Below are 23,481 nucleotides of genomic sequence, written 5' to 3'. Positions count from 1 at the left end.
CCTTTTCTTTTTTTAGCACTGGGTTTTTTCCGGGTTGGTTCGATACCAAATCCATAAGTCATTGATTTGTGATGCTCTTTGAGAGATCTCGCCATTAATTCTACATGATTTGTCAAAGTCCTCTTCCTGAGACAATTCTCCTTGAAGTTGTTCAATTTCAACTTCAATTTCATGAATTCTGTCAGGAATGGCTCCTCTCACACGCTCCCATTCCAGTAGAACAGATTCTTGTTCCTGTGACGAATAGGCATGCCATTCATTCGTGAGATATGGAAGATGTATTCTTAATCTTGAATTATATACGAAAAAATCTTTCACCATAGATTGTGAACTCCTTATGATTCATTCTACATTCATCCTACAATATTTCTCCTTATAAGCCCAGTACAAAGCGGATTGTGAAATCCTCTTATAAAATATTTATACAAATTCATGAATAAGTATTGATGATTCTCTGATAAACTGCTAATATAAATTCATCCTAAAGAATAATTATTCAATATATATAGATTAACAGGAGGAGATACGGATGAATAAAAAAGTGGTATTAGCCTACTCAGGTGGTTTAGATACGTCGGTTGCGGTTCAATGGTTAAAGGAAAAAGGATATGAAGTGATTGCATGTTGCCTGGATGTTGGAGAAGGAAAGGATCTGGATTTCGTTCAAGCAAAGGCGTTGAAGGTAGGAGCTTCAAAAAGCTATGTCATCGATGCGAAAGAAGAATTTGCGAATGAATATGCCCTTCTTGCATTACAAAGTCACGCTCTATACGAAGGGAAATATCCACTGGTATCTGCTCTTTCAAGACCTTTGATTGCGAAGAAACTTGTGGAAATCGCTGAACAGGAAAATGCTACAGCGGTCGCACATGGATGTACCGGAAAAGGGAATGACCAAGTGAGATTTGAAGTATCCATCGCTGCATTGAATCCTTCCTTAGAAGTGATTGCACCGGTTCGTGAATGGAAATGGTCACGTGAAGAGGAGATTGAATATGCGAAGGATAAAGGGATTCCTATTCCAATCAATCTTGATTCCCCTTATAGCATCGACCAGAATTTATGGGGAAGAAGCAATGAGTGTGGAGTTCTTGAAGATCCGTGGGCCGCTCCTCCAGAGGATGCCTATGATTTAACGTCCAGTATCGAACAATCACCAAACGAAGCGGATGTGGTCGAGATTACATTCTCGCATGGAGTACCTGTTGAATTAGATCACGTCGCATATCCACTTCATGAGATCATTTCCAAACTGAATGTCATCGCTGGTAAGCATGGGGTCGGACGTATCGACCATGTGGAGAATCGCCTGGTCGGGATCAAGTCCCGTGAAGTGTACGAATGTCCAGCAGCCGTCACGCTGTTAAAAGCTCATAAGGAGCTGGAAGATCTCACGCTTGTGAAAGAGCTTGCTCATTTTAAACCTGTGATCGAGAAGAAAATGACGGAATTGATTTATGAAGGATTATGGTTTTCCCCACTGAATAAAGCACTGAAAGCATTCCTTGATCAAACGCAGGTGTATGTGAATGGTGTCGCACGTGTGAAATTATTCAAGGGGCATGCGATCGTGGAAGGAAGAAAATCACCGAATTCTTTATATGATGAGAAACTTGCGACTTACACAAAAGCGGATGAATTCGACCATGATGCTGCCGTTGGATTCATTCAATTATGGGGTCTGCCGACAAAGGTTTCAGCAATGGTCAATGCTGAAAAGAAGGAGAAAGTGACTCTATGAGCAAGCTCTGGGGAGGACGTTTCACCAAGAAGCCGGAAGAGTGGGTGGATGAATTCAACGCATCCATCTCTTTCGATCAGGAGCTCGTTCTAGAAGATATTGAAGGCAGCATCGCCCATGTAAAAATGTTGAAAAAATGCGGGATCCTGACTGACAGTGAAGCAGATCAAATCCTGGACGGACTTCATGTACTCTACGAAAAGGCCGAAAAGAATGAACTTCAGTTTTCTGTCGAGTATGAAGATATTCACCTGAATTTGGAGAAGCAGCTGATTGATCTGATCGGAGAGGTCGGCGGTAAGCTTCATACAGGTAGAAGTCGTAATGACCAGATCGCGACCGACATGCACCTATTTCTAAAGAGACGCGTTGAGGAAATCGTTACACTAGTTGAGGATCTTCAGCAGGCAATCATTGTTCAGGCAGAAGAAAATGTTGAAACGATCATACCTGGGTATACTCATCTTCAGCGTGCCCAGCCGATTTCCTTCGCCCATCACCTTATGTGTTATTTCTGGATGATTAACCGGGATAAGGAACGACTTGTTGACTCTCTTAAAAGAATCGACATATCCCCATTAGGCGCAGGGGCACTGGCTGGGACGACATTCCCGATTGACCGGGAATTTTCAGCCGAGCTGCTTGGCTTTGGGGCATGCTATGAAAACAGTCTGGACGCCGTAAGTGATCGTGATTTCATCCTGGAATTCCTGAGCAACAGCTCGATTCTGATGACCCATCTATCCCGTCTGGCTGAAGAGATGATCCTTTGGTCCACAGAAGAATTTCGCTTCATCGAGCTAGATGACAGCTTTACGACTGGAAGCAGCATCATGCCTCAAAAGAAGAACCCTGATATGGCGGAGCTTGTCAGAGGGAAGACAGGAAGAGTGAATGGGAATCTTATTTCCCTTCTTACCGTTTTAAAAGGCTTGCCTCTTGCATACAACAAGGACATGCAGGAAGACAAAGAAGGTATGTTTGATACCGTTAAAACGGTGGTGGGATCCCTGAAGATTTTCACTGGAATGATCTCTACGATGAAAGTGAACACGAAACAAATGGAGAAAGCGGTAGGGAACGACTTTTCCAACGCGACGGAACTTGCCGATTACTTGGCGACGAAAGGGATTCCGTTCAGACAAGCCCACGAAATCGTCGGGAAGCTGGTTCTCTATTGTATTGAAAAAGGCTGCTACCTGAAGGATGTTTCTTTGGAGGAGTATGGTGAGTTTTCTTCATTGATTGAAGAAGATATTTATTCGATTTTGACTCCGTATTCGGCGGTTGAAAGAAGAAAGTCTTATGGTGGTACCGGGTTTGAACAGGTGAAGGTTCAGATTGAGAAGGGGAAATCTCCTGTGAAATCCTTCAGTACTCAATCTGTGTAAAAAAAGAGCCGTTGAATGTAGAGTCTATCTCCATTCAACGGCTCTTTTGGTTATGATAATAATTCCTCTTCTAATTCTTCTGTCCGAACTACGAGAACATCACAATGGGCAGCTCTTGTAATATGCTCGGACACACTTCCGATAAGGAATCGTTCGACGGCGTTGAGTCCGGTTGCGCCGCATATGATAAGGTCTGCTTTGACGTTCTTCGTTGCTTCTCTGGGGATGATCACTTTCGGGGAACCGTACTCGACATAGGTTTTCACTTTTGTTAACCCTGCTTCTGCAGCATCTGCTTTGTACTCATCTAACAATTCTTCAGCATACTTGATAGCTCTTTCTCCTACTGTGCGATCATAGGATTCGATCGCCGCAAAGGAACGGGTATCGATGACATGAATCAATGATAATGTTGCATCATTACGTTTAGCGATGGCAATCCCTTTTTTGAACGCCCATTCTGCTTCTTTGGATCCATCAACGGCTATTAATATGTTCTGATATTTTAAACTCATTGTTATCCCCTCCTTACCCTTATCATACTATATTTTTCCACTCATATCTGTAGCTAATTTTCGAACAATAAAAGGGAAACGACTACTTATTTATAAGGGGGAATCGACATGAAGAAGAGGGATCCGAAAGAGCAGTTTTCATATGACGAGCAGGCAAATGAACAGGTGAGCCAGCAGATCATGGATTCTTATACGAGCGGGGTCATTGATACGGAGAATGGTCAATATAGTACGTATGAGAATGAAGAGAATAAGAAGTAGGTAGTAAAGATACCTATTTTCTACAAGCTTTCATGCTTAGTTTAAAATATGTGGAGCTGAATAAAGGCAGTCGAGAGCAAGCAGGATATTTTCCTGCTTGCTTTTTAATGGATGTCATGGACTGATTTTTCTTATATCAATAAGAGAATGTTATGATTGTCCTTTCAGTTTTAATATTATTCGAAAACCCCTTTTTACAGTAAAATGAAGAGTAAGTGATGGGAAAATATGTTATACAGGAGATTCTACTTTGTTGTATAAGGGAGCTACAATAATGAAAGCAGTTATTCAAAATGAGTTCGGAAAATCAGATGTACTTGTATTCGCTGATGTGAAATGCCCGGAAATAACGGATGATGAAGTGTTGATAAAAACCGCATTTACCAGTGTGAATTATGCAGATATCAAGTCACGGAAAGGTACTAAAGTAGAGGGGAACTTCCCCTTCACTCTTGGATTGGATGTTACGGGAACCATTGTGAGGGCGGCAAAATCGTCTACCTTTTCCGTCGGTGACCGTGTCATCGCCTTTCCCATAGGTGGCTCATACGCAGAATATGTGAAGGCAAATCAACAATTGGTGTTCAAAATCCCTAACAGTCTTCCTCTTGAACAGGCTGCTGCCATGCCGACCGTATCAATCTTGTCTTACCTTCTCTTACATGAAGTCGGTCAAGTGAAAAAGAGCGATACGATCGTCATCCATAGTGCTGCCGGTGGCGTAGGTTCTATGCTTGTACAACTAGCAAAACTTGCTGGGGTAGAAACGATCATTGCAACAGTGGGGAACATTCGGAAAGAAAACTATGTGAAGAACTTAGGTGCAGATTTCGTTTGTACATACGACTCTTTTAAAGAGGAAGTCCTTACGAGCACATGTGATCAAGGAGCAAATGTCATTTTCGATTCAGTAGCAGGTGAAGTCACTTCCAGGAGTCTCGAGTGTTTGGGTCTATATGGAACCCTTGTTCAATTCGGCAACAGCAGTGGAAAAGCCGGTACCTTTAAAACAAGCGATGTTCATAGTTCCTGCAGAAATATAAAAGGCTTCAGCTTAGGAACGACCAGGAAACATCGACCGGGACTTTTGGCTCCTGTTGCTGATCAGGTAATAAAGTTATTTGCCTCCAAGAAAGTCATCCTGCCCGTCGCACAGATCTTTGAATTGAGAGATGCAGCAAAAGCGCATGAATTGATAGAGAGTCGTGATTATGAGGGGAAAGTGCTGATTAAGGTATAAATCCTTGCTGAGAAAGATGTCTCAGGTTAAAAGATCCGTTACCCTTGAAATTTCTTAGTAGGGAGTTAGAATGATGATGATTAAAGTGATTACGTGTAAAGTGAGCGAGGAAAGGAAGGAAGATTTTTTCGAAGAACAGAAAATTTGGAAAGCGCTGAGTCCGCTGAACGGATTTTTGGGTCAGGTTGGTGGGTGGAGTGATCAGGACCCTTCTACAGCCTGTATTTTTGCTTTTTGGGAAAATGAAGAAGCCTATCAGTATTTTATGGATAATGTACATGACGAAATCCTTCTCCATTCAAATCAATCGAGTACCTATAAGTCTATAGATGTATCATTATATGAGGAGAGTTTTACGGTCCCTGGTTCGGAAAAAAAGATAACTCATGTTTTAGAGAAAGCTAAATATGTTCGAGTGGCCAGGGCACTAGTGAAACCTGGACATGCAGATCATTTTATTGACATGCAAAAGACGATTTGGAATCCAGGAATGAGCGCAGCTGAAGGGTTTCTTGGGGGATCGTTTGCTATTTCTAAAAAGAGAGTGAGAGATTTTCTGGTGTTTACCTGTTGGGGAAATGAGAGATTCCATCAAAAATATGTGGAAAAGCATTTTCCAGCTTTAGTTAAGGAAACCAAAATGCAAACCGATGTGCAGGAGATTATGGGGGAAGAAGTTGTACTTGAAGAAGCGTGGCGAGTACTTCCCTTCAATAATGGTGGTTAATCTATCATAGTGATAAACTCGCCAACCTTTAGTGTGATGTATAGTACAATCTACCAATTTATAAGTAAAGGAATAACTAAAGAGTCTACCCGAAGACGTTATCTAATATTGTCTTCGAGTAGGCTTTTTTGTGAACAATGTCCCTACCTCACCCCCGACAACCCCCGATTAATAAACCGGTGCAAGATCCCCGCCATCTCTTCAGGCGTCTTATCCATGCCATTCTCCACCCAGTTTTTAATGACGTGAATGCTTCCGCTTACCATGAACATATTGATGTATTCATAGGTTTCTTGATCGATCCTGCTATCGGTGATCCAGTTTTTGAAGATGAATTCATGGGTGATGATCATGCCTTTTTTGAGAAAGTACATATCGCTGTTCTCGCTGAGAAGTGCCTCGCAGATGTCGCTTTTGTCGGCGATGTATTCGAATAGTTTTTCGGTCATTTGGAGGGCTTCTTCTTCTTTTGAAAAGTTGTATTGGCTCAGTGTGACGGTCAGGTCCTCGATGAATTCTTCTTCGATTGCTTCGAGCAGTTCGTATTGATTTGAGTAGTGGGCATAATAGGTGGATCGGTTGATGTCTGCTGTTTCGCAGATTTCTTTGATGGTGATGCTTGAGATTGATTTATCCTGCAGTAGTTTCAAGAGGCTGTCCTTTAAAACCATGCGTGTATATTTTTTTCGTCGGTCCATTTTTGAATTCAAAGATCAACGTTCCTTTCATGCTTTTTGTGAGATATCCAACACACAAGAATGATGTGTTGAGTATTGAACATTCCTTATGCAACTGTCCGTTGAATATCCAACACGGTGTTTATTATAATGATAAGGTGAAAATGTGAGAGATACAAGTGAGGTTGAGAAATGATAAATTTAGCAGCATGGATCATAAAGCATAAGAAAGCTGTGTTGATTGCGTTTATGCTGGTGACGATCCTGTCAACGGTTGCGCAGTTTTTTGTAAAGGTCAATTATAATATGGTCGATTATTTGCCCGATGATGCCCAGTCGACACAGGCCATGGACATCATGGAAAAGGAGTTCACGGGTGACGTTCCTGATACGCGGGTCATGGTTACGGGTGTGACGATACAGGAGGCACTCGAATTTAAAGAAAAGCTGGAGAACATTGACGGAGTATCGGATGTGATCTGGCTGGATGATATGGTCGATCTGAAGACGCCTTTGGAAGTGGCGGACAAGGAGACGGTCGAGAATTACTATAATGATCAGAATGCGCTGTTTTCCATCAGTGTCGCTACCGGCGATGAGGTCCGGATCACCGATGAAATCTATGAGCTAATCGGTAGTGATGGTGCGATTGCCGGTGAAGCGGCCAATACGGCAAGTTCTCAGAAAATGGCCGGAAGTGAATCGATGTACGCAGGGATGTTACTGGTTCCCCTCATTATTTTGATTCTGGTCGTCTCAACGACTTCGTGGATCGAACCGCTGTTCTTCCTGACTGCGATCGGGGTGTCGGTCCTCATCAACCTGGGAACGAATATCTTCCTTGGGGAGGTTTCCTTCGTCACCCAGTCGGTTGCTCCGATCCTGCAGCTGGCGGTGTCCCTGGATTATGCGGTATTCCTGCTTCACAGCTTCTCCGATTACCGGAAAGTGACGGATGATCCTGAAGAAGCGATGAAGCTTGCCATGAAGAAGTCGTTCCCGGCGATCACGGCAAGTGCGGCAACGACGTTCTTCGGATTTATCGCCCTTACATTCATGGAGTTTCAAATCGGATCGGATCTCGGGGTGAACCTCGTGAAGGGGATCGTCCTGAGCTTCATCAGTGTGATGGTGTTCCTGCCAGCACTGACGTTAGTTTTCTATAAATGGATGGATAAGACGAAACATAAGAGTTTTGTTCCAAGCTTCGCGGGTATCGGGAATAAGGTGCTGAAACTGAAGGTACCGAGCCTGATCTTTGTATTTGCCATTTTGGTTCCTGCCTTCCTGGGGCAAACGAATACGTCATTCATTTACGGGTCAGGTGAGCAGCCGGAAAACACCCGTGTCGGGAGTGACTTCAAGAAGGTGGAGGAGACATTTGGTGAGACGACACCGATCGTTCTTTTAGTTCCAAAAGGAGATACGGCCAAAGAAAAGGAGCTCGTGGAGGACATCGAATCCCTTGATTATGTGACTGGAGTCATGGCGTATGTTAACCAGGTTGGCTCTGAGATCCCTCCTGAGTACCTGGATAAATCGATCACCGATGAATTCTACTCTGAAAATTACAGCCGGATCGTCATTAATACGAATCAGGGTACGGAAGGAGAGGTTCCTTTTTCAATCGTAGAGAAGGTGGAAGAAGCGGCGGCGGATTATTACGGGGATAAAGCTCTGGCGCTTGGGGAGAGCGTGACGCTTTATGACATCAAGAATACCGTCAAAAAGGATAATGTGGTCGTGAATGTGCTGACAGTCGTGACGATTGCCCTTGTGCTTCTGTTCAGCTTTAAATCGATTACGATTCCGGTGGTGCTGCTCATCACGATTGAAGCGGCCGTATGGATCAATCTGTCGATTCCATATTTCACGAATACACCACTCGTATTTGTAGGCTACTTGATCATCAGTACCGTACAGCTTGCCGCGACGGTCGATTATGGGATTTTATTCACAGAGGCTTATACCCATTATCGAAAGGAAATGCCTGCTAAAGAAGCAATGGTGAGAACCCTGGATGAGAAGACATTCTCGATTTCGATTTCGGCAGCGATCCTTTCGAGTGTCGGCTTTATTTTGTGGATCACCTCCTCCAATCCGATCGTTGGATCCATCGGTCTATTGATGGGCAGGGGGGCGCTGCTAGCCTTTATCATGGTCCTCTTTGTCCTGCCGGCGATGCTGTTGGTATTCGATAAAGTCATTAAGAAAACAACGTATAAAGCAAATTATTATGAGGAGAAATGATGATGAGAAAAAAACAATTACGCTATTCTGCACTCGCATTGATGCTATTCTTGCCTTCATTTCTTAGTGTACCCGCCCAAGCGGCAATGGAAGGAAAGGTCACTTCGAAGGATGAAGTCGTGTACGCGACATTGGACGCAGCTGGAGACCTGGATTCGATCTATGTCGTGAATACCTTCGAGGTAGCTCGTGCCGGAAAGATCCTCGATTACGGGGAATTCAGCAGCGTCAAGAATCTGACGGATCTGAAGAAGCTTGAGCTGGAGGGGCAGAAGGTTGAAGTGGATGCCCCTGAAGGAAAGTTCACGTATCAAGGAAACATGAAAGAAGATACAAAGTTACCATGGGATGTGAAGGTATCATATAGCTTGGATGGGAAGAAAATGGATCCATCACAACTTGCAGGAAAAAGCGGACATCTAGAAATCAATATCGATACTGCTGAAAATAAGAATGCAGGTACCGTATTTTATGAAAATTATTTATTGCAGGTTTCCCTGAACCTGCCGAATACGTATGAGAACATCGAAGCGGCAGACGGAATGGTGGCGAATGCTGGGAAGAATAAGCAAATCACCTTTACCGTCATGCCTGGAAAAGAGAAAAAGCTAAGCGTGGAAGCGGATGTAGTGGACTTTGAGTTCGAAGGAGTTCAAATTGCGGCTGTCCCTTCCACACTCCCAATCGATACGACGGGAACAGAAAATATGACCGATGACATGTCGGAGCTATCTGGTGCCATCGGGAAGCTAAATACCGGGGTGGCCGACCTGAAAAATGGTGTGTCCCAATTGAACGATGGGGCATCGAGCCTGCGTGATGGTTCGGCTCAATATAAAAATGGCATCAGTGAATTGAACGGTTCTTCGTCTCAAATTGTCGGAGCCTCGAATTCTATCGGCGATGCACTGCGAACCATCAATCAGTCACTGGCTGCGAATCCTGCCGAAATGGATTTATCAGCTTTGAATGAGCTGCCGGCTGGTTTGGCACAATTGGCAGATGGCCTGACACAAGCCGCGAATGGGTTATCGACCCTGCAGAAGAACTATTCTTCAGCCTACGCTGCATTGGACGGTGCGATGGCGGGAATCCCTTCTTCCGAGCTCTCGGAAGAAGAGATTGCCGCATTATATGAAAGCGGAGCGGAGCCGCAGGTAGTGGATAAACTGGTGGAGTCCCATCAAGCTGCGCAAAAAGTGAAGGGGACCTATGCAAGCGTCAAGGAAGCCTTCGCTGCCGTGGAACCAACCTTGAATCAGGTGAGTGGTTCCGTCAACGAGATGAGCGGACAGCTGACGTCTATCTCGAATAATCTGTCTGCATCCTTGAAAGAAACGGATATGAGCGGGTTTGCTCAGCTGCAAAAAGGACTGGGTGAACTGTCCGCCAACTACGGCGACTTCCACTCCGGACTGGTCCGCTATACAAAAGGCGTGGGTCAGTTATCCACTTCTTACGGGAAGCTTCACTCCGGCATTGCTGAACTGGCTGGAGGAACAAACGAATTAGAAGATGGAGTCGCAGATCTTCACAGTGGAACGAGCAAATTGCATCAGGAAACGAAAAACCTTCCTGACAAAATGCAAGAGGAAATCAATAAGATGATGGCTGAATACGATAAATCGGACTTCAAGCCTGTATCCTTCGTTTCCTCCAAGAACGAAAAAGTATCTTCCGTGCAATTTGTGATCAAGACAGAAAGCATTGAAAAAGAAGAAAGAGAAACAAAGAAGGCAGTGCCTAAGAAAGAAAAAGGGTTTTGGGATCTGCTGATGGATTTGTTTAAATAACCTGAGAGTATTTGCTGATTGACACAAAGGTGGTTGGTTTTAGTAACCACCTTTGTGTCATTTTTTTATTTATTTTCAAGGGCACACTCTCGTTAAACGCTGTTCTCATACTACGCGTGGAATGAATTTAAGCTTCAAACAGGTGATTCATACATAACAAAATACTCCTTTGACATACCTGCTAAAGAAAATTCGACAAGGAGGATCAATTATTCAAAAAGAGGATTAATAAATCCAATCTAGGATTAATAAATCTGGAACAGGATCAATAATCCCAAATTAGGATTGAAATCGGCCAGTCAGGATCAATTCTGCGGCAAAGGGACGCCTCATCTGAATGAACTGCCCCAAATCCGTCCCCATTCATCCGTTAAAGAGCATATTCCAGCTGAAAAAAAGACAATCTACATCATAGGTCTCCAGACTGATATATTTTTATGTAACAGGTCAGAGGAAAGCGAAGGCCATCATATGGTACATTCATATCTGCATTCAAAAGAATAAACGATGAAATGGAGTTGAATAGGATTGCGAAAGAAAATTCAAATAATGATAGGCATCCTCCTTATATTGGGAGCATTGATAGCATGGTTCAGTCGTGGAGGAAGTGATACAGTGTATAAAGAAGTCCCTGAAGCAAAACAGTCAAAGGATTATAAACCTGAAATTCTTTGGCCGCGGACAGAGGAAGATAAAGAAATGGCAGGGGAAGCCAGTGGAGTAGCCGTCGATAGTAAAGGGGATATCTTCTATTTACATCGGGGAAGTTCGGAATATGGTGGAGAAAGCTTAATACAAGAACCTGCCCTCATTGTGATTGACGGGGAAACAAAAGAGGTGAAAGACCGTTGGGGAAAGAATATGTTTGCATCCCCTCATGGCTTGGAGATCGATGATGAAGATAATGTTTGGATCACAGATATAACGCTGAACAAGGTGTACAAGTTTACACCTGATGGTCACTTACTGGCCACATTTGGAGATGACTATCCATTTTATATGGAGGCTGCTCTGCGGATAAGGAATGTACTTCCAAATCTTCCAACCGGGATGACTAAGTACACATTTGCCCGTCCTACAGATGTCACCGTTATGGAAGATGGTTCATTCGCCGTAAGCGATGGTTATCGTAATAGAAGGATTGTAAAATTTGATTCTGATGGAAATTTCCTTTGGGAGAAGAATGACCTGGGGAACGGTACGGGTGAATTCAACCTTCCTCATGGAATTTCTCATGATCAGAAAGGGAACTTGTTTGTGGCAGATAGAAACAATGCAAGAGTTCAGGTGTTGAACCAGGACGGGGAATTCCTGGATGCGTGGGAACAGAAGGAAATAGGTCGTCCTTTCGGTGTGGAAGTAGGGAATGATGGAAACGTGTATCTCGTAGATGGCGGTGATGCACTTTATCCAAACACAGGAAGAGGATCACATCAAGTAGTGATAGTAAATAAGAATGGTGAAATCATCAACCGATTTGGAAAGTGGGGTTCAAAAGCCGGGGAAATGAAGGTTCCCCACGATGTCGCGGTGAATCAAAATGGGGATATCTTTGTGGCAGAACTTCAGAATAACCGGCTGCAAGTATTCAGGGTCAAGGAATGATGGTAGAAAAGGGCACAGACGTGTGCTCTTTTTTTATTGCTTTGAAAGGGCTTGCGAAATTTCTGAAATCTATTATACTATTAATTAATTAAATGAATTAATTAATTAATTAGGGGGTTATATTAAATGAATATGGTAAAAGCTTTATTGCTTATAGGGGCATTAATAGGTTTAGGTGGATGTGGACCAGAAGAGTCCTCCTCATCTGTAGACGAAAAAAAGATCAATTCAAAACCTGAAAATCTTATTGTTTGGGAGGATATTGGGAAATCAGATGCCTTGGCACCAGCTATTAAGAGCTTCGAAGAAAAGACGGGAATAAACGTAGAAGTTAAAGAAGTAGAAATGTCTTCTCAAATGAAGGAGAGAATCAGGTTGGACGGACCCGCAGGCACAGGACCAGATGTATTTACCCTTCCTCATGATCAGATCGGACAGCTGGCCATCGAAGGAATTTTGAATCCGATTGATGTGAACGAGAAAATACTTAATCAGTTTACTGATTCTTCTATCGATTCCCAGACCTATGACGGGAAGGTGTATGGACTGCCAAAGGCTGCTGAGACACCGGTGCTGATTTATAATAAGAAACTTATGGGTCAGGCACCGGCATCCATGGAAGAATTATATGCCTTATCTAAAAACACAGAACCAGGCCAGTATGGATTTCTAGCAGTTTGGAATAACCTTTACTTTGGCTTTGGAGTCATGGGAGGCATGGACGGTTATATCTTTGACGACGAGGGTGGAAGTCTCAATCGGAAGGATATCGGGTTAAATAATGATGGTTCCGTTAAGGGAGCGGAATATATCAAGAAGTGGTATCAAGAAGGAATATTCCCTAAAGGATTATTCGGTGAAAATGGTGGAGCCACGATGGAAAGCTTGTTTATAGAGGGAAAAGCATCTGCCGTAATGGCGGGTCCCTGGGCGTTTAATAGTTTCAGAGAAGCCGGTGTAAATATTGGTGTGGCTCCTCTCCCGAAACTGCCAAATGGCGAACCGATGAAGACGTTGATTGGTGTCAAGGGTTGGCATGTCAGCAGCTATTCATCTCATGCCAAATGGGCACAAATGCTGGTCGAACATTTGAGTAGTGAAGAAAATGCCAGAATCCGTTTTGAAACGACAGGAGAAATCCCACCTGTCAAAAGCCTCCTGAATGATCCGCTTATCCAAGATAACCAAGAAGCTAATGCTGTTGCGATTCAATCCACATATGGTGTCCCAATGCCGAATATTCCGGAAATGGGAGAGGTTTGGGGACCGATGGGGACAGCGCTTGAGTTGATCACGTTAGATAAGAAGCCAACGGAAGAAGCTCTTGATGAAGCCGTTAAGACGATTCAATCTTCCATAGAAGCAAATCATCAGTAAGGAGGGAGGCGAATCGATGAATAGTGTCAGAAAAGAAGAACTTGAGACCTGTGATCTTACTGAAAAGCCCTCACATTCTCAGAAACAGTCACCGGGCACAAAACATCGAAGGCTTGCTGCGGTGTTATCGATGATACCGGGGCTTGGTCAATTTTATAACCGGCAATTTGTAAAAGGCTTGATATTCCTCTTGATGGCTGGCTCGTTCTTTATTGCTTTTCATGATTTATTAGATATCGGGCTTTGGGGATTAGTGACACTTGGATCTGAACTGCCCCGTGATCATTCCATATTCTTGTTGATACAGGGAATCATTGCTTTGGTTGTTACGCTGTTGGGACTGGCGGTATATGGCTTCAACCTATATGATGCGTATCAAACAGGTAAAAAAAGGGACGAACGCCGTTCAATAAGCTCAGTAAAGGAGCAATACCGGAATCTGATTGACTCGGGGTTTCCATATATGATGTTAACCCCCGGTTTTCTCCTTTTGTTGTTTGTTGTTGTGTTTCCAATCATCTTCATGGTGCTCCTGTCATTCACGAATTATGACCTTTATCATTCCCCACCTGCCAAATTGGTAGACTGGACAGGATTTCAGAATTTCATTGATTTAGTAAAAGTAGATATTTGGAGGGAAACATTTCTCAGTGTATTTGCCTGGACCATTATCTGGACCTTTGCAGCGACAACTGGGCAAGTTGTGATTGGGAATCTGTTAGCAATCGTGATACAGCAAAAGGAAATATGGGGGAAGAGAGTATTTCGGACCATCTTTATATTACCTTGGGCGATCCCGGCTTTCGTTTCTGTCTTAATCTTCTCAGGTATGTTCAATGAGAGTTTTGGTGCCATTAATCAGAACATCCTTCATTTCTTTGGAGTTGATGCGGTTCCTTGGCTGACTGAACCATTCTGGACGAAGATTGCGTTAATCTTCGTTCAATGGTGGCTTGGCTTCCCATTCATCTTTGTGATGGTGACAGGGGTTATCCAGTCAATACCCGGAGAGTTGTATGAAGCTGCCGCAATGGACGGGGCTTCACGCTTTAGTCAATTTAAGAACATTACCCTGCCTATGATTCTATTTGCGACCGCTCCCATCTTGATTACACAATATACGTATAACTTTAATAACTTCAATGTAATCTATTTGTTTAATGGAGGAGGTCCTGCTGTTTCCGGTCAGAATGCAGGGGGAACGGATATCCTGATATCGTGGGTGTACGATCTGACTATGGCTTCTGCTCAATATGGTAAAGCCGCGGCCATTACAATGATTCTATCAATCATCGTCATTGTGATAGCTTTATGGCAATTCAGGAGAACAAAATCATTCAATGAAGAGGATATGATGTAATATGAAAGCAGCATGGTGGAATGGAATACGAATAACAATGTCATACGCATTTCTCTTTACAGCAAGCATCATCGTGCTTTATCCGGTCCTATGGGTCATTGGAGCTTCACTGAATCCCGGAGACAGTTTAACAAGCTCTTCCATCATTCCGGACAATTTCACGTTTGCTCACTATCAAACGCTGTTTGACCTTGAGAGTACCCCCTATCTTCTATGGTACTGGAACACCATTAAGATCTGTTTCATCACCATGATACTGGCCGTCATTTCTATTGGGCTGACTGCCTATTCGTTTTCACGTTATCGATTTAAAGGGAGAAAAAACGGCCTCCTTTTATTCCTGATTTTACAAATGGTGCCGAACTTCTCTGCTTTGATCGCGATCTATGTCTTTGCAAATATGACGGGTTTGATCGATACCCACCTTATCTTGATCTTGATATATGTCGGTGGATTGATTCCTATGAATACGTGGCTTGCGAAGGGGTACTTTGACACCATTCCCCAATCATTGGACGAATCGGCCACCATGGATGGAGCCGGTCATCTTCGCATCTTCTGGCAGATCATCATGCCATTGGCTAAACCGATACTTGCGGTGGTGGCTTTATTCAGTTTCATTACGCCTTTCACGGATTTCATATTGGCGACGATCCTGCTTAGATCCGAGGAGAAATATACCCTTGCTGTTGGACTTTATCAATTAATCAGTTCACAGTTTGGTAATTCATATACTCAATTTGCTGCAGGAGCTGTACTGATTGCTATTCCAATCAGTATTCTATTCTTCTCGTTGCAACGTTATTTCACTACCGGATTGACAGCTGGAGGAACCAAAGGATAACGGGATTCCATTGGTGATCAATGAGGAAGTCTGATATATTAGTCATATTAACGTTGGAAAAGGAATGGAATCATGGGATTAAAAGGGCAGAATACGCAAAGAACTAAACAATTTAACCGCTCCCTCGTCTTGAAGACGATGTTGAGAAACGGACCGATCTCAAGGCATCAGATTGCTGAGCTGACCAATTTGACCAGGGGGACCATTACGTATATAACCTCGGATCTTTTAGAAGAGGGCCTGATTCAGGAACAAGGGAGTCTCCCGGTTGAGAAGCAGGGGGCTGGCCGGAAATCCGTAGCCCTTACTCTACGGGATGAAGCCGCATGGGTGATTGGGATGCATATTGGGATGAAAGAAATCTCCATCGGGTTAGTCAGTCTGAACGGAAGGGTGAAGGATGTAGTCAGAAGCACACCTTCCAAAGAGTTTACGGTCGATGCCTACCTCCATTTTATAGTGGAAGAGTTAAAGACTTTCATTCATCGGCATTCAGATAATGTGATTACCGGATTAGGAATCGGGGTCAATGGGCCCGTGGATATTAAGAAGGGGACAGTTCTGGGAAACGAAGAGGAAGGCTGGCCGGAAATTCCCCTTTACGACTATTTACAGAACCACTTTTCGTTCCCGGTTTACGTAGACCGTGATGTCAGCTCCATGACGCTTGCAGAGAAGTTGTTTGGTGAAAGTAAGCATTTCGATCAGTTTATGTTTCTCTATGTGGGCCGCAGCCTTGGATCTGGGCTGGTATTAAATGACACACATTTCCGTAGTGGTATATCAGGTGGGGGAGAATTCGCTCACATGACATACCAACCCGACGGACGGCCATGCTGGTGCGGAAACAAGGGGTGTATCAATGAATATGCATCCTTGCAAGCTCTTGCCGAGGAACGGAAGAGTGACTCCATTGAGGAGTTAACACATTCTATCCTAGAAGGAAACGCAGAATCCATCGCTGCCCTGGAGGCTGCAGGAGAGAAGATTTCAGTTCCGTTATCCTCCTTCATCAATATCATTCATGTTCAGAGAGTGGTGATTGGAGGGCCACTGGAACGATATAATAAAGTTCTTGCCGATTTGATCAGCAGGGAAGTCAACAATCAGGCATACGTAGCTTCCTTACAGAAGGTCGATTTCCAGGCATCCAGTCTCGGCGAATATATTGAAGTCATTGGTGCAGGAAGCCTTGCCCTGCTGAATGGCATCTATCAATACAAAAGTTGAACATGCCATGCACGTGTTCAACTTTTTTTACCACTAATAGTTAATTCATTGAATCAATAAAAGGAGAACGAATTATGAACTCATCTATTCAAACAATTGAAAACGTTTCATCCGTTTATCTAGGCAATACCCGCAATGTCCATATCTACCTGCCCCCAAGTTATAAGGTGGGGAGTAAGCATTATCCAGTATTGTACATGCAAGACGGTCAGAATATCTTCCACACTGCATTTAATGGACAATCCTGGAGGATGCATGAGATAGCGGATGAGTTAATTAAACAAGGGGAAATGGAAGAAATCATTATTGTTGGAATAGAGAATCACCCGACTGAACGTTCCAATGAATACAACTTTTATTTTCATGGAGAGGGGGAAGTAGATGTGCCGTTCTCAACCACGCCTTTTTCTGCAAAGGGAAATCAGTATGAAACATTCCTGATTCATGAAATCAAACCTCTTATCGATCAGACGTACCGGACCAAGAAAACCGCTGAATGTACGGCATTGATGGGTTCATCCATGGGAGGAGCGGTCAGTTATCATATCGGCTTTCGTAACCCGGAAGTATTCAGTATGGTTGGCATCATGTCGCCTTATTTCTATTATCATCATAAGGAATTGAAACGAGAGATAAGCCTGGTGAATAAATTTTCAGAGAAAGTCCCATTAAAGAAAATCTGGATGGATATTGGGGCAGAAGAAGGTCCATTAATTGAAGTTGCTCAAGTGGAAGATATGGCAGCACACCTTCTACGATTGGGATACGAGCATGAAAAAGAATTCCTGTTTCAGATTGATCACTCTGGAAAACATACAGAAGATGACTGGGCGAAAAGGGTTCATGCCCCACTGCTCTATTTCTTTGGAACAGAAAAAGGAAAGGCTGTACTGATTGATGTATTAGAAAAGAAGGAGGAAGTAGGATGCTGAGAGAAGCTGTTTACCACCGTCCAAAAGGAAACTATGCCTATCCGTTGGATCACGACACTCTTCAATTCAGGATCCGAACGAAAAGAAACGATGTAGATTCCGTTTACTTGATATGGGATGATCCTTTCCGTGGTGAAGTTGTCGATCACGTGTGGAGCTGGATTCCTAAACAGATCGAAGAAATGAATAAGTGCGGCTCGACAGAATTATATGATTATTGGACAGTGAGTATCAGGCCCCGGGACAAAAGGGTGAAATATTCCTTCGAGCTTCGGGATTCAAAGGAAGTGCTTTATTTCACTGAGAAGGGCTTCTATCCATCACTGGACGAAGCCATTTCTTCGTTCTTCCTGTATCCTTATTTATTGAAAGAAGACGTATTTGCCGCCCCAGATTGGGTGAAAGATACAATATGGTATCAGATTTTTCCGGAGAGATTTGCCAATGGAGACAAAGGGAATGATATTCAGGGAACACTCCCTTGGGGAAGTGAGGAACCAAGTGAACACACTTTCTTCGGCGGGGATTTCCAGGGAGTCATCAATCATCTCGACTATTTGGATGAGCTGGGTATCACAGGCATCTATTTCACCCCCATCTTCAAAGCTCCTTCCAATCATAAATACGATACGGAGGATTACTTAACGATTGATCCCCAATTCGGTGATAAAGAGACATTTAAGCGATTGGTGAATGAGTGTCATAAGCGAGGAATCAAGGTTATGCTGGACGCGGTGTTTAATCACTGCGGCTTCACTTTTCCTCCCTTTCAGGATGTTTTAGAAAACGGTGAGAATTCCCGGTTCAAGGACTGGTTCCATATTGACGATTTCCCGCTACAGACAACACCGGTCCCGACATATATGACGTTTGGATACACCCATACAATGCCAAAGTTAAATACGGCGAATGAAGAAGTGCGCAGTTACCTGCTGGAAGTCGGGAGATACTGGGTGAAGGAGTTTGACATTGACGGCTGGAGGCTGGATGTTGCGAATGAGGTTTCCCATGATTTTTGGAGGGGATTCAGGAAAGAGGTCAAAAAGGTCAAACCGGATCTTTATATCCTTGGGGAGATCTGGCACGATGCCTTACCGTGGCTTCAGGGAGATCAATTCGATGCCGTCATGAATTATCCATATACGTCTCCGGCATTAGACTTCTTTGCGAAAGGTTCCATCACAGCCATTCAATTTGCCAATCAGACAACGGATGCTTATTTGATGTATCCGAAACCTGTCATGGATGCTGCTTTCAATCTGCTTGGAAGTCATGATACCCCGCGAATTGCCACTTTATGTGGCAACGATTCGAGAAAGGTTAGGGCATTGTTTACCTTCTTGCTCACTTCTCCTGGTACTCCGTGTTTTTATTACGGTGATGAAATCGGTATGACTGGAGCGATGGATCCGGGGTGCAGAAAGTGTATGGAATGGGATACAGAAAAGCAGGACCGGGAGCTGCTTACCTTTATCACCGAGCTTATTGATTTAAGGAAAAAGCACCGGGCATTAAGCAGTGAAGCAAGTATAGAATTCATTCAAAGCCCTATTGAGGAGGACGTGATTGGCTACAAGCGAAGCTGTGGGGATGAGACTGTCTTATGTTTTCTCAGCCGTTCAGACAGTAGCAAGTCCCTCACAATGCCTGATGACCTGATTGGAAAAACAGTGGAGGATTTACTGACTGGAGAAAATCCATTAACAGTGGCGTCCAAGATGGAGGTGGAGGCTTTCAGTATTAAAATTTTGAGAATCGTAGATGACAGTAAAAGGAGAAATAACTGATGACTGAAAAAGAAAAAATGTTAAATGGAGAGTACTATAATGCAAGAGATCCCGAGTTGATGGAAATGGCCAGGAAAGCAAGGGTTCTGATGGATCAATTCAACTTCTCCCCTCCAGACCAGGCAGAAAGAAAACAGGAGATTCTGGCCGGGCTTCTTGAAGCAATGGGAGAAAATGTGTGGGTGGAAAAGCCGTTCTACTGTGATTATGGACAAAACATTTCAATTGGAAAAAACACGTTTATCAATTTTAACTGTACTATTTTGGATACAAATAAAGTGACGATAGGGGAGAACGTTCTAATTGCACCGAATGTCCAGATTTATTCGGCCACTCATCCTCTCCGGGCATCTGAAAGAATCAATCTCCATCATGGTCCGGATGAAGCCCCTTACCGCACATTGACTAAGCCAATCTCTATTGGAGATAACGTGTGGATAGGCGGTAATTCAGTCATTTTGCCAGGAGTCACAATAGGAAACAATGCAGTTATCGGAGCCGGAAGTGTTGTGACGAAATCAATACCTGAAAACAGTCTAGCAGTGGGAAATCCTTGCAGAGTCGTAAGGGATATTTAGAAAATGAATAAAGAAACACCATAGTAAATCGGAAAAAGGCTGGGACCAGAGTGTTTTGGTCTAAGGAAAACCCGAACAAACCTGTTTAAAAGTAGCCAGGTTTGTTCGGGTTTTATATTTATTTTCGGGACAAGTAATTCCAGCTGTTTAAGAGGTTGGCTGGAGTGCAGGACGAAGACTCCCCCCAAATAGTGCTGTTTTAAATGCAACCACTCCTTTAGTCCCATTAAAAACCCCTATAGCAAATTGGAAAAACAAGTTATAAACTTTTTTCTATAGAATCTCTTGAACTAAATTCAATATACGTGACCTAAAGGAGTGCCAGCACAATGATTGAAGGCAAAATCATCAGCTTCTACCGTGAAAAGAGACAAATGACCCAGCGTGATCTTGGTATTGGGATTTGTTCAAGTACTCATGTCAGTAAGATTGAGAGAGGATTGACAGAGTATTCGATTGAAGTCCTGAACCTATTAGCAAACCGGTTACAGGTGGATCTAAAGAAAGAAATAGAGACTTATTATTCTATTAAATCAATGCTCCATGATTGGATGAATGCCATTATAATGCTGGTAAGGGGGCTGCATCGGATTACGAAGGTATTTATGCCAAAGGAAAAGCCGTCGTCATTGAGCGTAGTGATGAAGTGGAGTCCTATGATCGAGGGAAGGCAGCCATGGCAGCGGGAGCAAAGCTTCTCATCGTAGTCAACGATGCACCTCAAGAGTTGGTTGAGCCATACAGGAATGTAAATGAGAGTTATGATCCAATTCCCCTTGCCGTTACATCTGTAACGAGTGTGGATGGGAAAGAACTGATTGAAGCTTCACGTACTGGAAATCTGGTCCTGCCTGTTAAAGGGGCTCCAAACTCTCCTTATTCATATGACTTGATTTCAGTCTACACTGATTCTATCCCTGATGGACCACTGGTTTATGCCCCGAAACCGGAGGAACTGGCTAAAGTGGACACTTCCTATCATTCAGATCGGGAGGCTGCAGGAGAAGAATGGCGCTTTGATTTCCGTCCAAACCGTACGGTAGACCGCAAATTCAGGTGGGAACCAATTGAGTTTCCTCATCAAAGGGAAGAATGGATCTCTACGACTGAAGGAAGTTCATGGTATCAAAAAGCTGCCATGACAGGTTCTGATGAAGACTTTTGGGAAATGAGGGATGGGCTAACGGCATATGAAGCAGGTGACCGTTTAGATAAAACCTGGTTTGGTGCAGTGATAAGCCCATCTTTCGGAGAGGGATATTTCTCCCCTTTCCGTGAAAGGAACCGATTCTACTTTAACGTACCAGGTTGGGGCGATTCCGAGGCAGGGCATGCTGGCTCGAACCCCTATACACTTGATGATCAGAATTTAAAATTTTATCAGGGAGATACCCTTATCAAGGAAGCAATAGGACAAGGGCTCTCCACAAGTCATAATAATCCGAGCGAACGTACCCAATATCGACTCGTTTCAGATAACACTCGTAACCCTGAACGTTATGACACATCTGTAAGAACCCATACGGAGTGGACATTCTGGTCAGAGTATCAGGGGTTAGAGGAAACAACAGTACCGCTCATGGAACTTAACTTCAACGTAAAAACAGACATGGCAAATCAAGTAGAAGCCAACAGTACGACACAAATGACCCTATCAGCCGATCATATTGAAGACGCTGTGGGTGCCGGAAACGTGGAAGGAGCTACACTGGAAATCTCCTTTGATGAAGGCCAAACGTGGAAAGCGGTTGATTTGTCAGCTGAAGGTTTACAGTGGAAAGCCAATATCAAACATCCGAATAACCCGGGCGGATCCGTCTCCCTACGAGCAAGTGCATGGGACGATGCGGGCAATACGATCAAGCAGGAAGTCATTAAGGCGTACAGATTAAAGTAGTTGTTAGCTCATTTTATGGTGTTAATCAAATAGACAAAGAAAGGCGGGTAAGGTTGATCCTATGCTCGCCTTTTTGTCATGGAATGGCCAACATATTTAAAGGAAAACAGTAGACAATCAGAGAAAATAATACATGACGGATTCTCTGTGAGAAGGTATTATCTTAGTGTAGCAGACATGATTGCCAGAGGGTGTAGCTATATACCCTCTGACTCAACGATTATAAAGGGGGGCCTTGACGATGAATCTATTATATGAAGTGATTCCGGAAGAAAAGGCAGAATACTGTCGGGACCTGTGCAATGAACTGATGGACTTTCAACAATTAAAGGCTATTATTACTCCAGAACGGTTTGACAGCATGAATTTTGATACCAGGATGCTGCCATCGATCCAAAGTGCGTTACACAATTACATAGTGGTGGTGAAGGATTCTCATAAACATGACGAAATTGTCGCCTATGTGTATTCCAACATATCACCTAAAGAATCGTATTCAAATGACTTTGCCACGTTTTTCGATCTTTCATCGGTTAAGAAAGAGAATGTAGGATGTTTATCCCAATTTTATATTAAAGAGGGGTATCGGCAATTCGGTGTGGGATCCAGGCTTTTTACCATGTCTATGGATTGGTTGAAAACATTCGAGGATGTGGAAGATTATTTTGTGTTTACATCGAATGGGAATCAAGAGGCGTTGGAATTCTATCAGCGGAAAGGGTTCTCGGTTTCTCATGATATCCTGGATGGCTTTATCACGGTTTTACGAAGTCATAGGCGAAGATAGGGCCAATTTTGACTATCCAGTATGTAAAATATATAGTTGAAATCAGATAAGGTTAATCCTGAACGGCATCATTTTAAAGTAGGAGGGAACAAGATGGATGTATTTGCACCATATTTAGCAGGTATCGATAATCCCGACCATCGCAATCGAATGGAGGAAATCCTGAAGTGGATCATGGAGAAATTCCCGCAAATGGAACCAGTGATGAAATGGAATACCCCTATGTTTACTGATCACGGGACATATATCATAGGTATCTCCACTGCGAAGCAACATGTAAGCGTTGCACCCGAGGAAGTAACCATGACGCGTTTTGCCGATGGAATTGAACAAGCCGGCTACAGTGCCACCAAGGGCTTATTTCGAATTAAATGGAAAGACCCTGTGGATTATAAATTGCTTGAGGATATGATTACATATAATATTCAGGATAAAGCAGAATACACGGGATTTTGGCGGAAATAGACAACACTTAGAGTTCATATAAGA

At 43.4% G+C, this 23,481-nt stretch carries 22 protein-coding genes; 19 read left to right on the top strand and 3 right to left on the bottom strand.

Going from position 1 to position 23,481, the window contains the following annotated elements:
- Positions 1 to 12 precede the first annotated feature (12 nt).
- Positions 13 to 321: a hypothetical protein gene (locus ACFQWC_RS20890; protein ID WP_377109009.1), complete on the bottom strand. Its 309-nt coding sequence runs from the start codon at positions 319 to 321 to the stop codon at positions 13 to 15.
- Between the two features lie 208 nt (positions 322 to 529).
- Here ACFQWC_RS20890 and ACFQWC_RS20885 point away from each other — a divergent pair, with 208 nt between their 5' ends.
- Both ACFQWC_RS20885 and argH read left to right on the top strand, forming a co-directional pair.
- Positions 530 to 1,741 carry an argininosuccinate synthase gene (locus tag ACFQWC_RS20885; RefSeq protein WP_299739270.1) on the top strand — a complete coding sequence of 404 codons (1,212 nt, stop codon included), beginning with the start codon at positions 530 to 532 and terminating at the stop codon, positions 1,739 to 1,741.
- A complete protein-coding gene (gene argH / locus ACFQWC_RS20880) occupies positions 1,738 to 3,132 on the top strand; it encodes an argininosuccinate lyase (protein ID WP_377109008.1) in 1,395 nt (464 codons plus the stop codon). Before ACFQWC_RS20885 ends, argH begins: the two co-directional genes overlap by 4 nt.
- 50 nt (positions 3,133 to 3,182) lie before the next feature.
- Here the strand turns inward: argH and ACFQWC_RS20875 are convergent, their stop codons facing one another.
- Positions 3,183 to 3,647, bottom strand: a complete 465-nt coding sequence (locus ACFQWC_RS20875; RefSeq protein ID WP_299739266.1) for a universal stress protein — start codon at positions 3,645 to 3,647, stop codon at positions 3,183 to 3,185.
- Between the two features lie 108 nt (positions 3,648 to 3,755).
- Here ACFQWC_RS20875 and ACFQWC_RS20870 point away from each other — a divergent pair, with 108 nt between their 5' ends.
- The 3 genes from ACFQWC_RS20870 to ACFQWC_RS20860 all read left to right on the top strand — a co-directional run bounded on the left by ACFQWC_RS20870 (position 3,756) and on the right by ACFQWC_RS20860 (position 5,875).
- Entirely contained in the window at positions 3,756 to 3,908 is a 153-nt protein-coding gene (locus ACFQWC_RS20870) for a hypothetical protein (protein WP_377109007.1), read from the top strand.
- Between the two features lie 274 nt (positions 3,909 to 4,182).
- On the top strand, positions 4,183 to 5,148 hold the full coding sequence (locus ACFQWC_RS20865; protein ID WP_377109006.1) for a quinone oxidoreductase family protein: 966 nt from the start codon (positions 4,183 to 4,185) through the stop codon (positions 5,146 to 5,148).
- Positions 5,149 to 5,221: 73 nt separating this feature from the next.
- Positions 5,222 to 5,875, top strand: coding sequence for a YdbC family protein (locus ACFQWC_RS20860; RefSeq protein ID WP_377109005.1), 654 nt, complete (start codon positions 5,222 to 5,224; stop codon positions 5,873 to 5,875).
- A gap of 143 nt (positions 5,876 to 6,018) precedes the next feature.
- On the opposite strand, the gene ACFQWC_RS20855 is transcribed toward ACFQWC_RS20860, so the two are convergent.
- Positions 6,019 to 6,585 (bottom strand): TetR/AcrR family transcriptional regulator, encoded by a 567-nt coding sequence (locus ACFQWC_RS20855; RefSeq protein ID WP_299739259.1) that lies wholly within the window; start codon positions 6,583 to 6,585, stop codon positions 6,019 to 6,021.
- 159 nt (positions 6,586 to 6,744) lie between these two features.
- Between ACFQWC_RS20855 and ACFQWC_RS20850 the strand changes: the two genes are divergently transcribed.
- The 14 genes from ACFQWC_RS20850 to ACFQWC_RS20785 all read left to right on the top strand — a co-directional run bounded on the left by ACFQWC_RS20850 (position 6,745) and on the right by ACFQWC_RS20785 (position 23,457).
- Positions 6,745 to 8,802 carry an efflux RND transporter permease subunit gene (locus ACFQWC_RS20850; protein ID WP_341356824.1) on the top strand — a complete coding sequence of 686 codons (2,058 nt, stop codon included), beginning with the start codon at positions 6,745 to 6,747 and terminating at the stop codon, positions 8,800 to 8,802.
- Between the two features lie 2 nt (positions 8,803 to 8,804).
- A complete protein-coding gene (locus tag ACFQWC_RS20845) occupies positions 8,805 to 10,595 on the top strand; it encodes a YhgE/Pip domain-containing protein (protein ID WP_377109004.1) in 1,791 nt (596 codons plus the stop codon).
- A 528-nt stretch (positions 10,596 to 11,123) separates the two neighbouring features.
- Entirely contained in the window at positions 11,124 to 12,200 is a 1,077-nt protein-coding gene (locus ACFQWC_RS20840) for a peptidyl-alpha-hydroxyglycine alpha-amidating lyase family protein (protein WP_377109003.1), read from the top strand.
- Between the two features lie 126 nt (positions 12,201 to 12,326).
- The gene (locus ACFQWC_RS20835; RefSeq protein ID WP_377109002.1) at positions 12,327 to 13,577 is read left to right on the top strand and encodes an extracellular solute-binding protein; all 1,251 of its coding nucleotides are present in this window, start codon (positions 12,327 to 12,329) and stop codon (positions 13,575 to 13,577) included.
- A 130-nt stretch (positions 13,578 to 13,707) separates the two neighbouring features.
- Complete coding sequence (locus ACFQWC_RS20830) at positions 13,708 to 14,937, top strand: carbohydrate ABC transporter permease (protein WP_377109063.1); 1,230 nt, start codon at positions 13,708 to 13,710, stop codon at positions 14,935 to 14,937.
- A gap of 37 nt (positions 14,938 to 14,974) precedes the next feature.
- Positions 14,975 to 15,781 (top strand): sugar ABC transporter permease, encoded by an 807-nt coding sequence (locus ACFQWC_RS20825; RefSeq protein ID WP_377109062.1) that lies wholly within the window; start codon positions 14,975 to 14,977, stop codon positions 15,779 to 15,781.
- A gap of 72 nt (positions 15,782 to 15,853) precedes the next feature.
- Positions 15,854 to 17,011 (top strand): ROK family transcriptional regulator, encoded by a 1,158-nt coding sequence (locus ACFQWC_RS20820; protein ID WP_341356821.1) that lies wholly within the window; start codon positions 15,854 to 15,856, stop codon positions 17,009 to 17,011.
- Positions 17,012 to 17,085: 74 nt separating this feature from the next.
- Positions 17,086 to 17,943 carry an alpha/beta hydrolase gene (locus ACFQWC_RS20815; RefSeq protein ID WP_377109001.1) on the top strand — a complete coding sequence of 286 codons (858 nt, stop codon included), beginning with the start codon at positions 17,086 to 17,088 and terminating at the stop codon, positions 17,941 to 17,943.
- Entirely contained in the window at positions 17,937 to 19,730 is a 1,794-nt protein-coding gene (locus tag ACFQWC_RS20810) for a glycoside hydrolase family 13 protein (RefSeq protein ID WP_377109000.1), read from the top strand. Before ACFQWC_RS20815 ends, ACFQWC_RS20810 begins: the two co-directional genes overlap by 7 nt.
- Positions 19,727 to 20,308: a sugar O-acetyltransferase gene (locus ACFQWC_RS20805; RefSeq protein ID WP_299739673.1), complete on the top strand. Its 582-nt coding sequence runs from the start codon at positions 19,727 to 19,729 to the stop codon at positions 20,306 to 20,308. The genes ACFQWC_RS20810 and ACFQWC_RS20805 overlap by 4 nt, the downstream gene beginning before the upstream one ends.
- 329 nt (positions 20,309 to 20,637) lie before the next feature.
- On the top strand, positions 20,638 to 21,015 hold the full coding sequence (locus ACFQWC_RS20800) for a helix-turn-helix domain-containing protein (RefSeq protein ID WP_377108999.1): 378 nt from the start codon (positions 20,638 to 20,640) through the stop codon (positions 21,013 to 21,015).
- Positions 20,910 to 22,205, top strand: a complete 1,296-nt coding sequence (locus ACFQWC_RS20795; RefSeq protein ID WP_377109060.1) for a PA domain-containing protein — start codon at positions 20,910 to 20,912, stop codon at positions 22,203 to 22,205. Before ACFQWC_RS20800 ends, ACFQWC_RS20795 begins: the two co-directional genes overlap by 106 nt.
- A gap of 241 nt (positions 22,206 to 22,446) precedes the next feature.
- Positions 22,447 to 22,992: a GNAT family N-acetyltransferase gene (locus ACFQWC_RS20790; protein WP_341356818.1), complete on the top strand. Its 546-nt coding sequence runs from the start codon at positions 22,447 to 22,449 to the stop codon at positions 22,990 to 22,992.
- Positions 22,993 to 23,085: 93 nt separating this feature from the next.
- On the top strand, positions 23,086 to 23,457 hold the full coding sequence (locus ACFQWC_RS20785; protein ID WP_377108998.1) for an iron chaperone: 372 nt from the start codon (positions 23,086 to 23,088) through the stop codon (positions 23,455 to 23,457).
- The last annotated feature ends 24 nt before the right edge of the window (positions 23,458 to 23,481 follow it).

The sequence above is a fragment of the Rossellomorea sp. GCM10028870 genome, assembly GCF_042666755.1.
Taxonomy (GTDB): Bacteria; Bacillota; Bacilli; order Bacillales; family Bacillaceae_B; genus Rossellomorea.
Note: the sequence above shows the minus strand (reverse complement) of the source record. Positions and strands in the feature narration are given on the sequence as shown.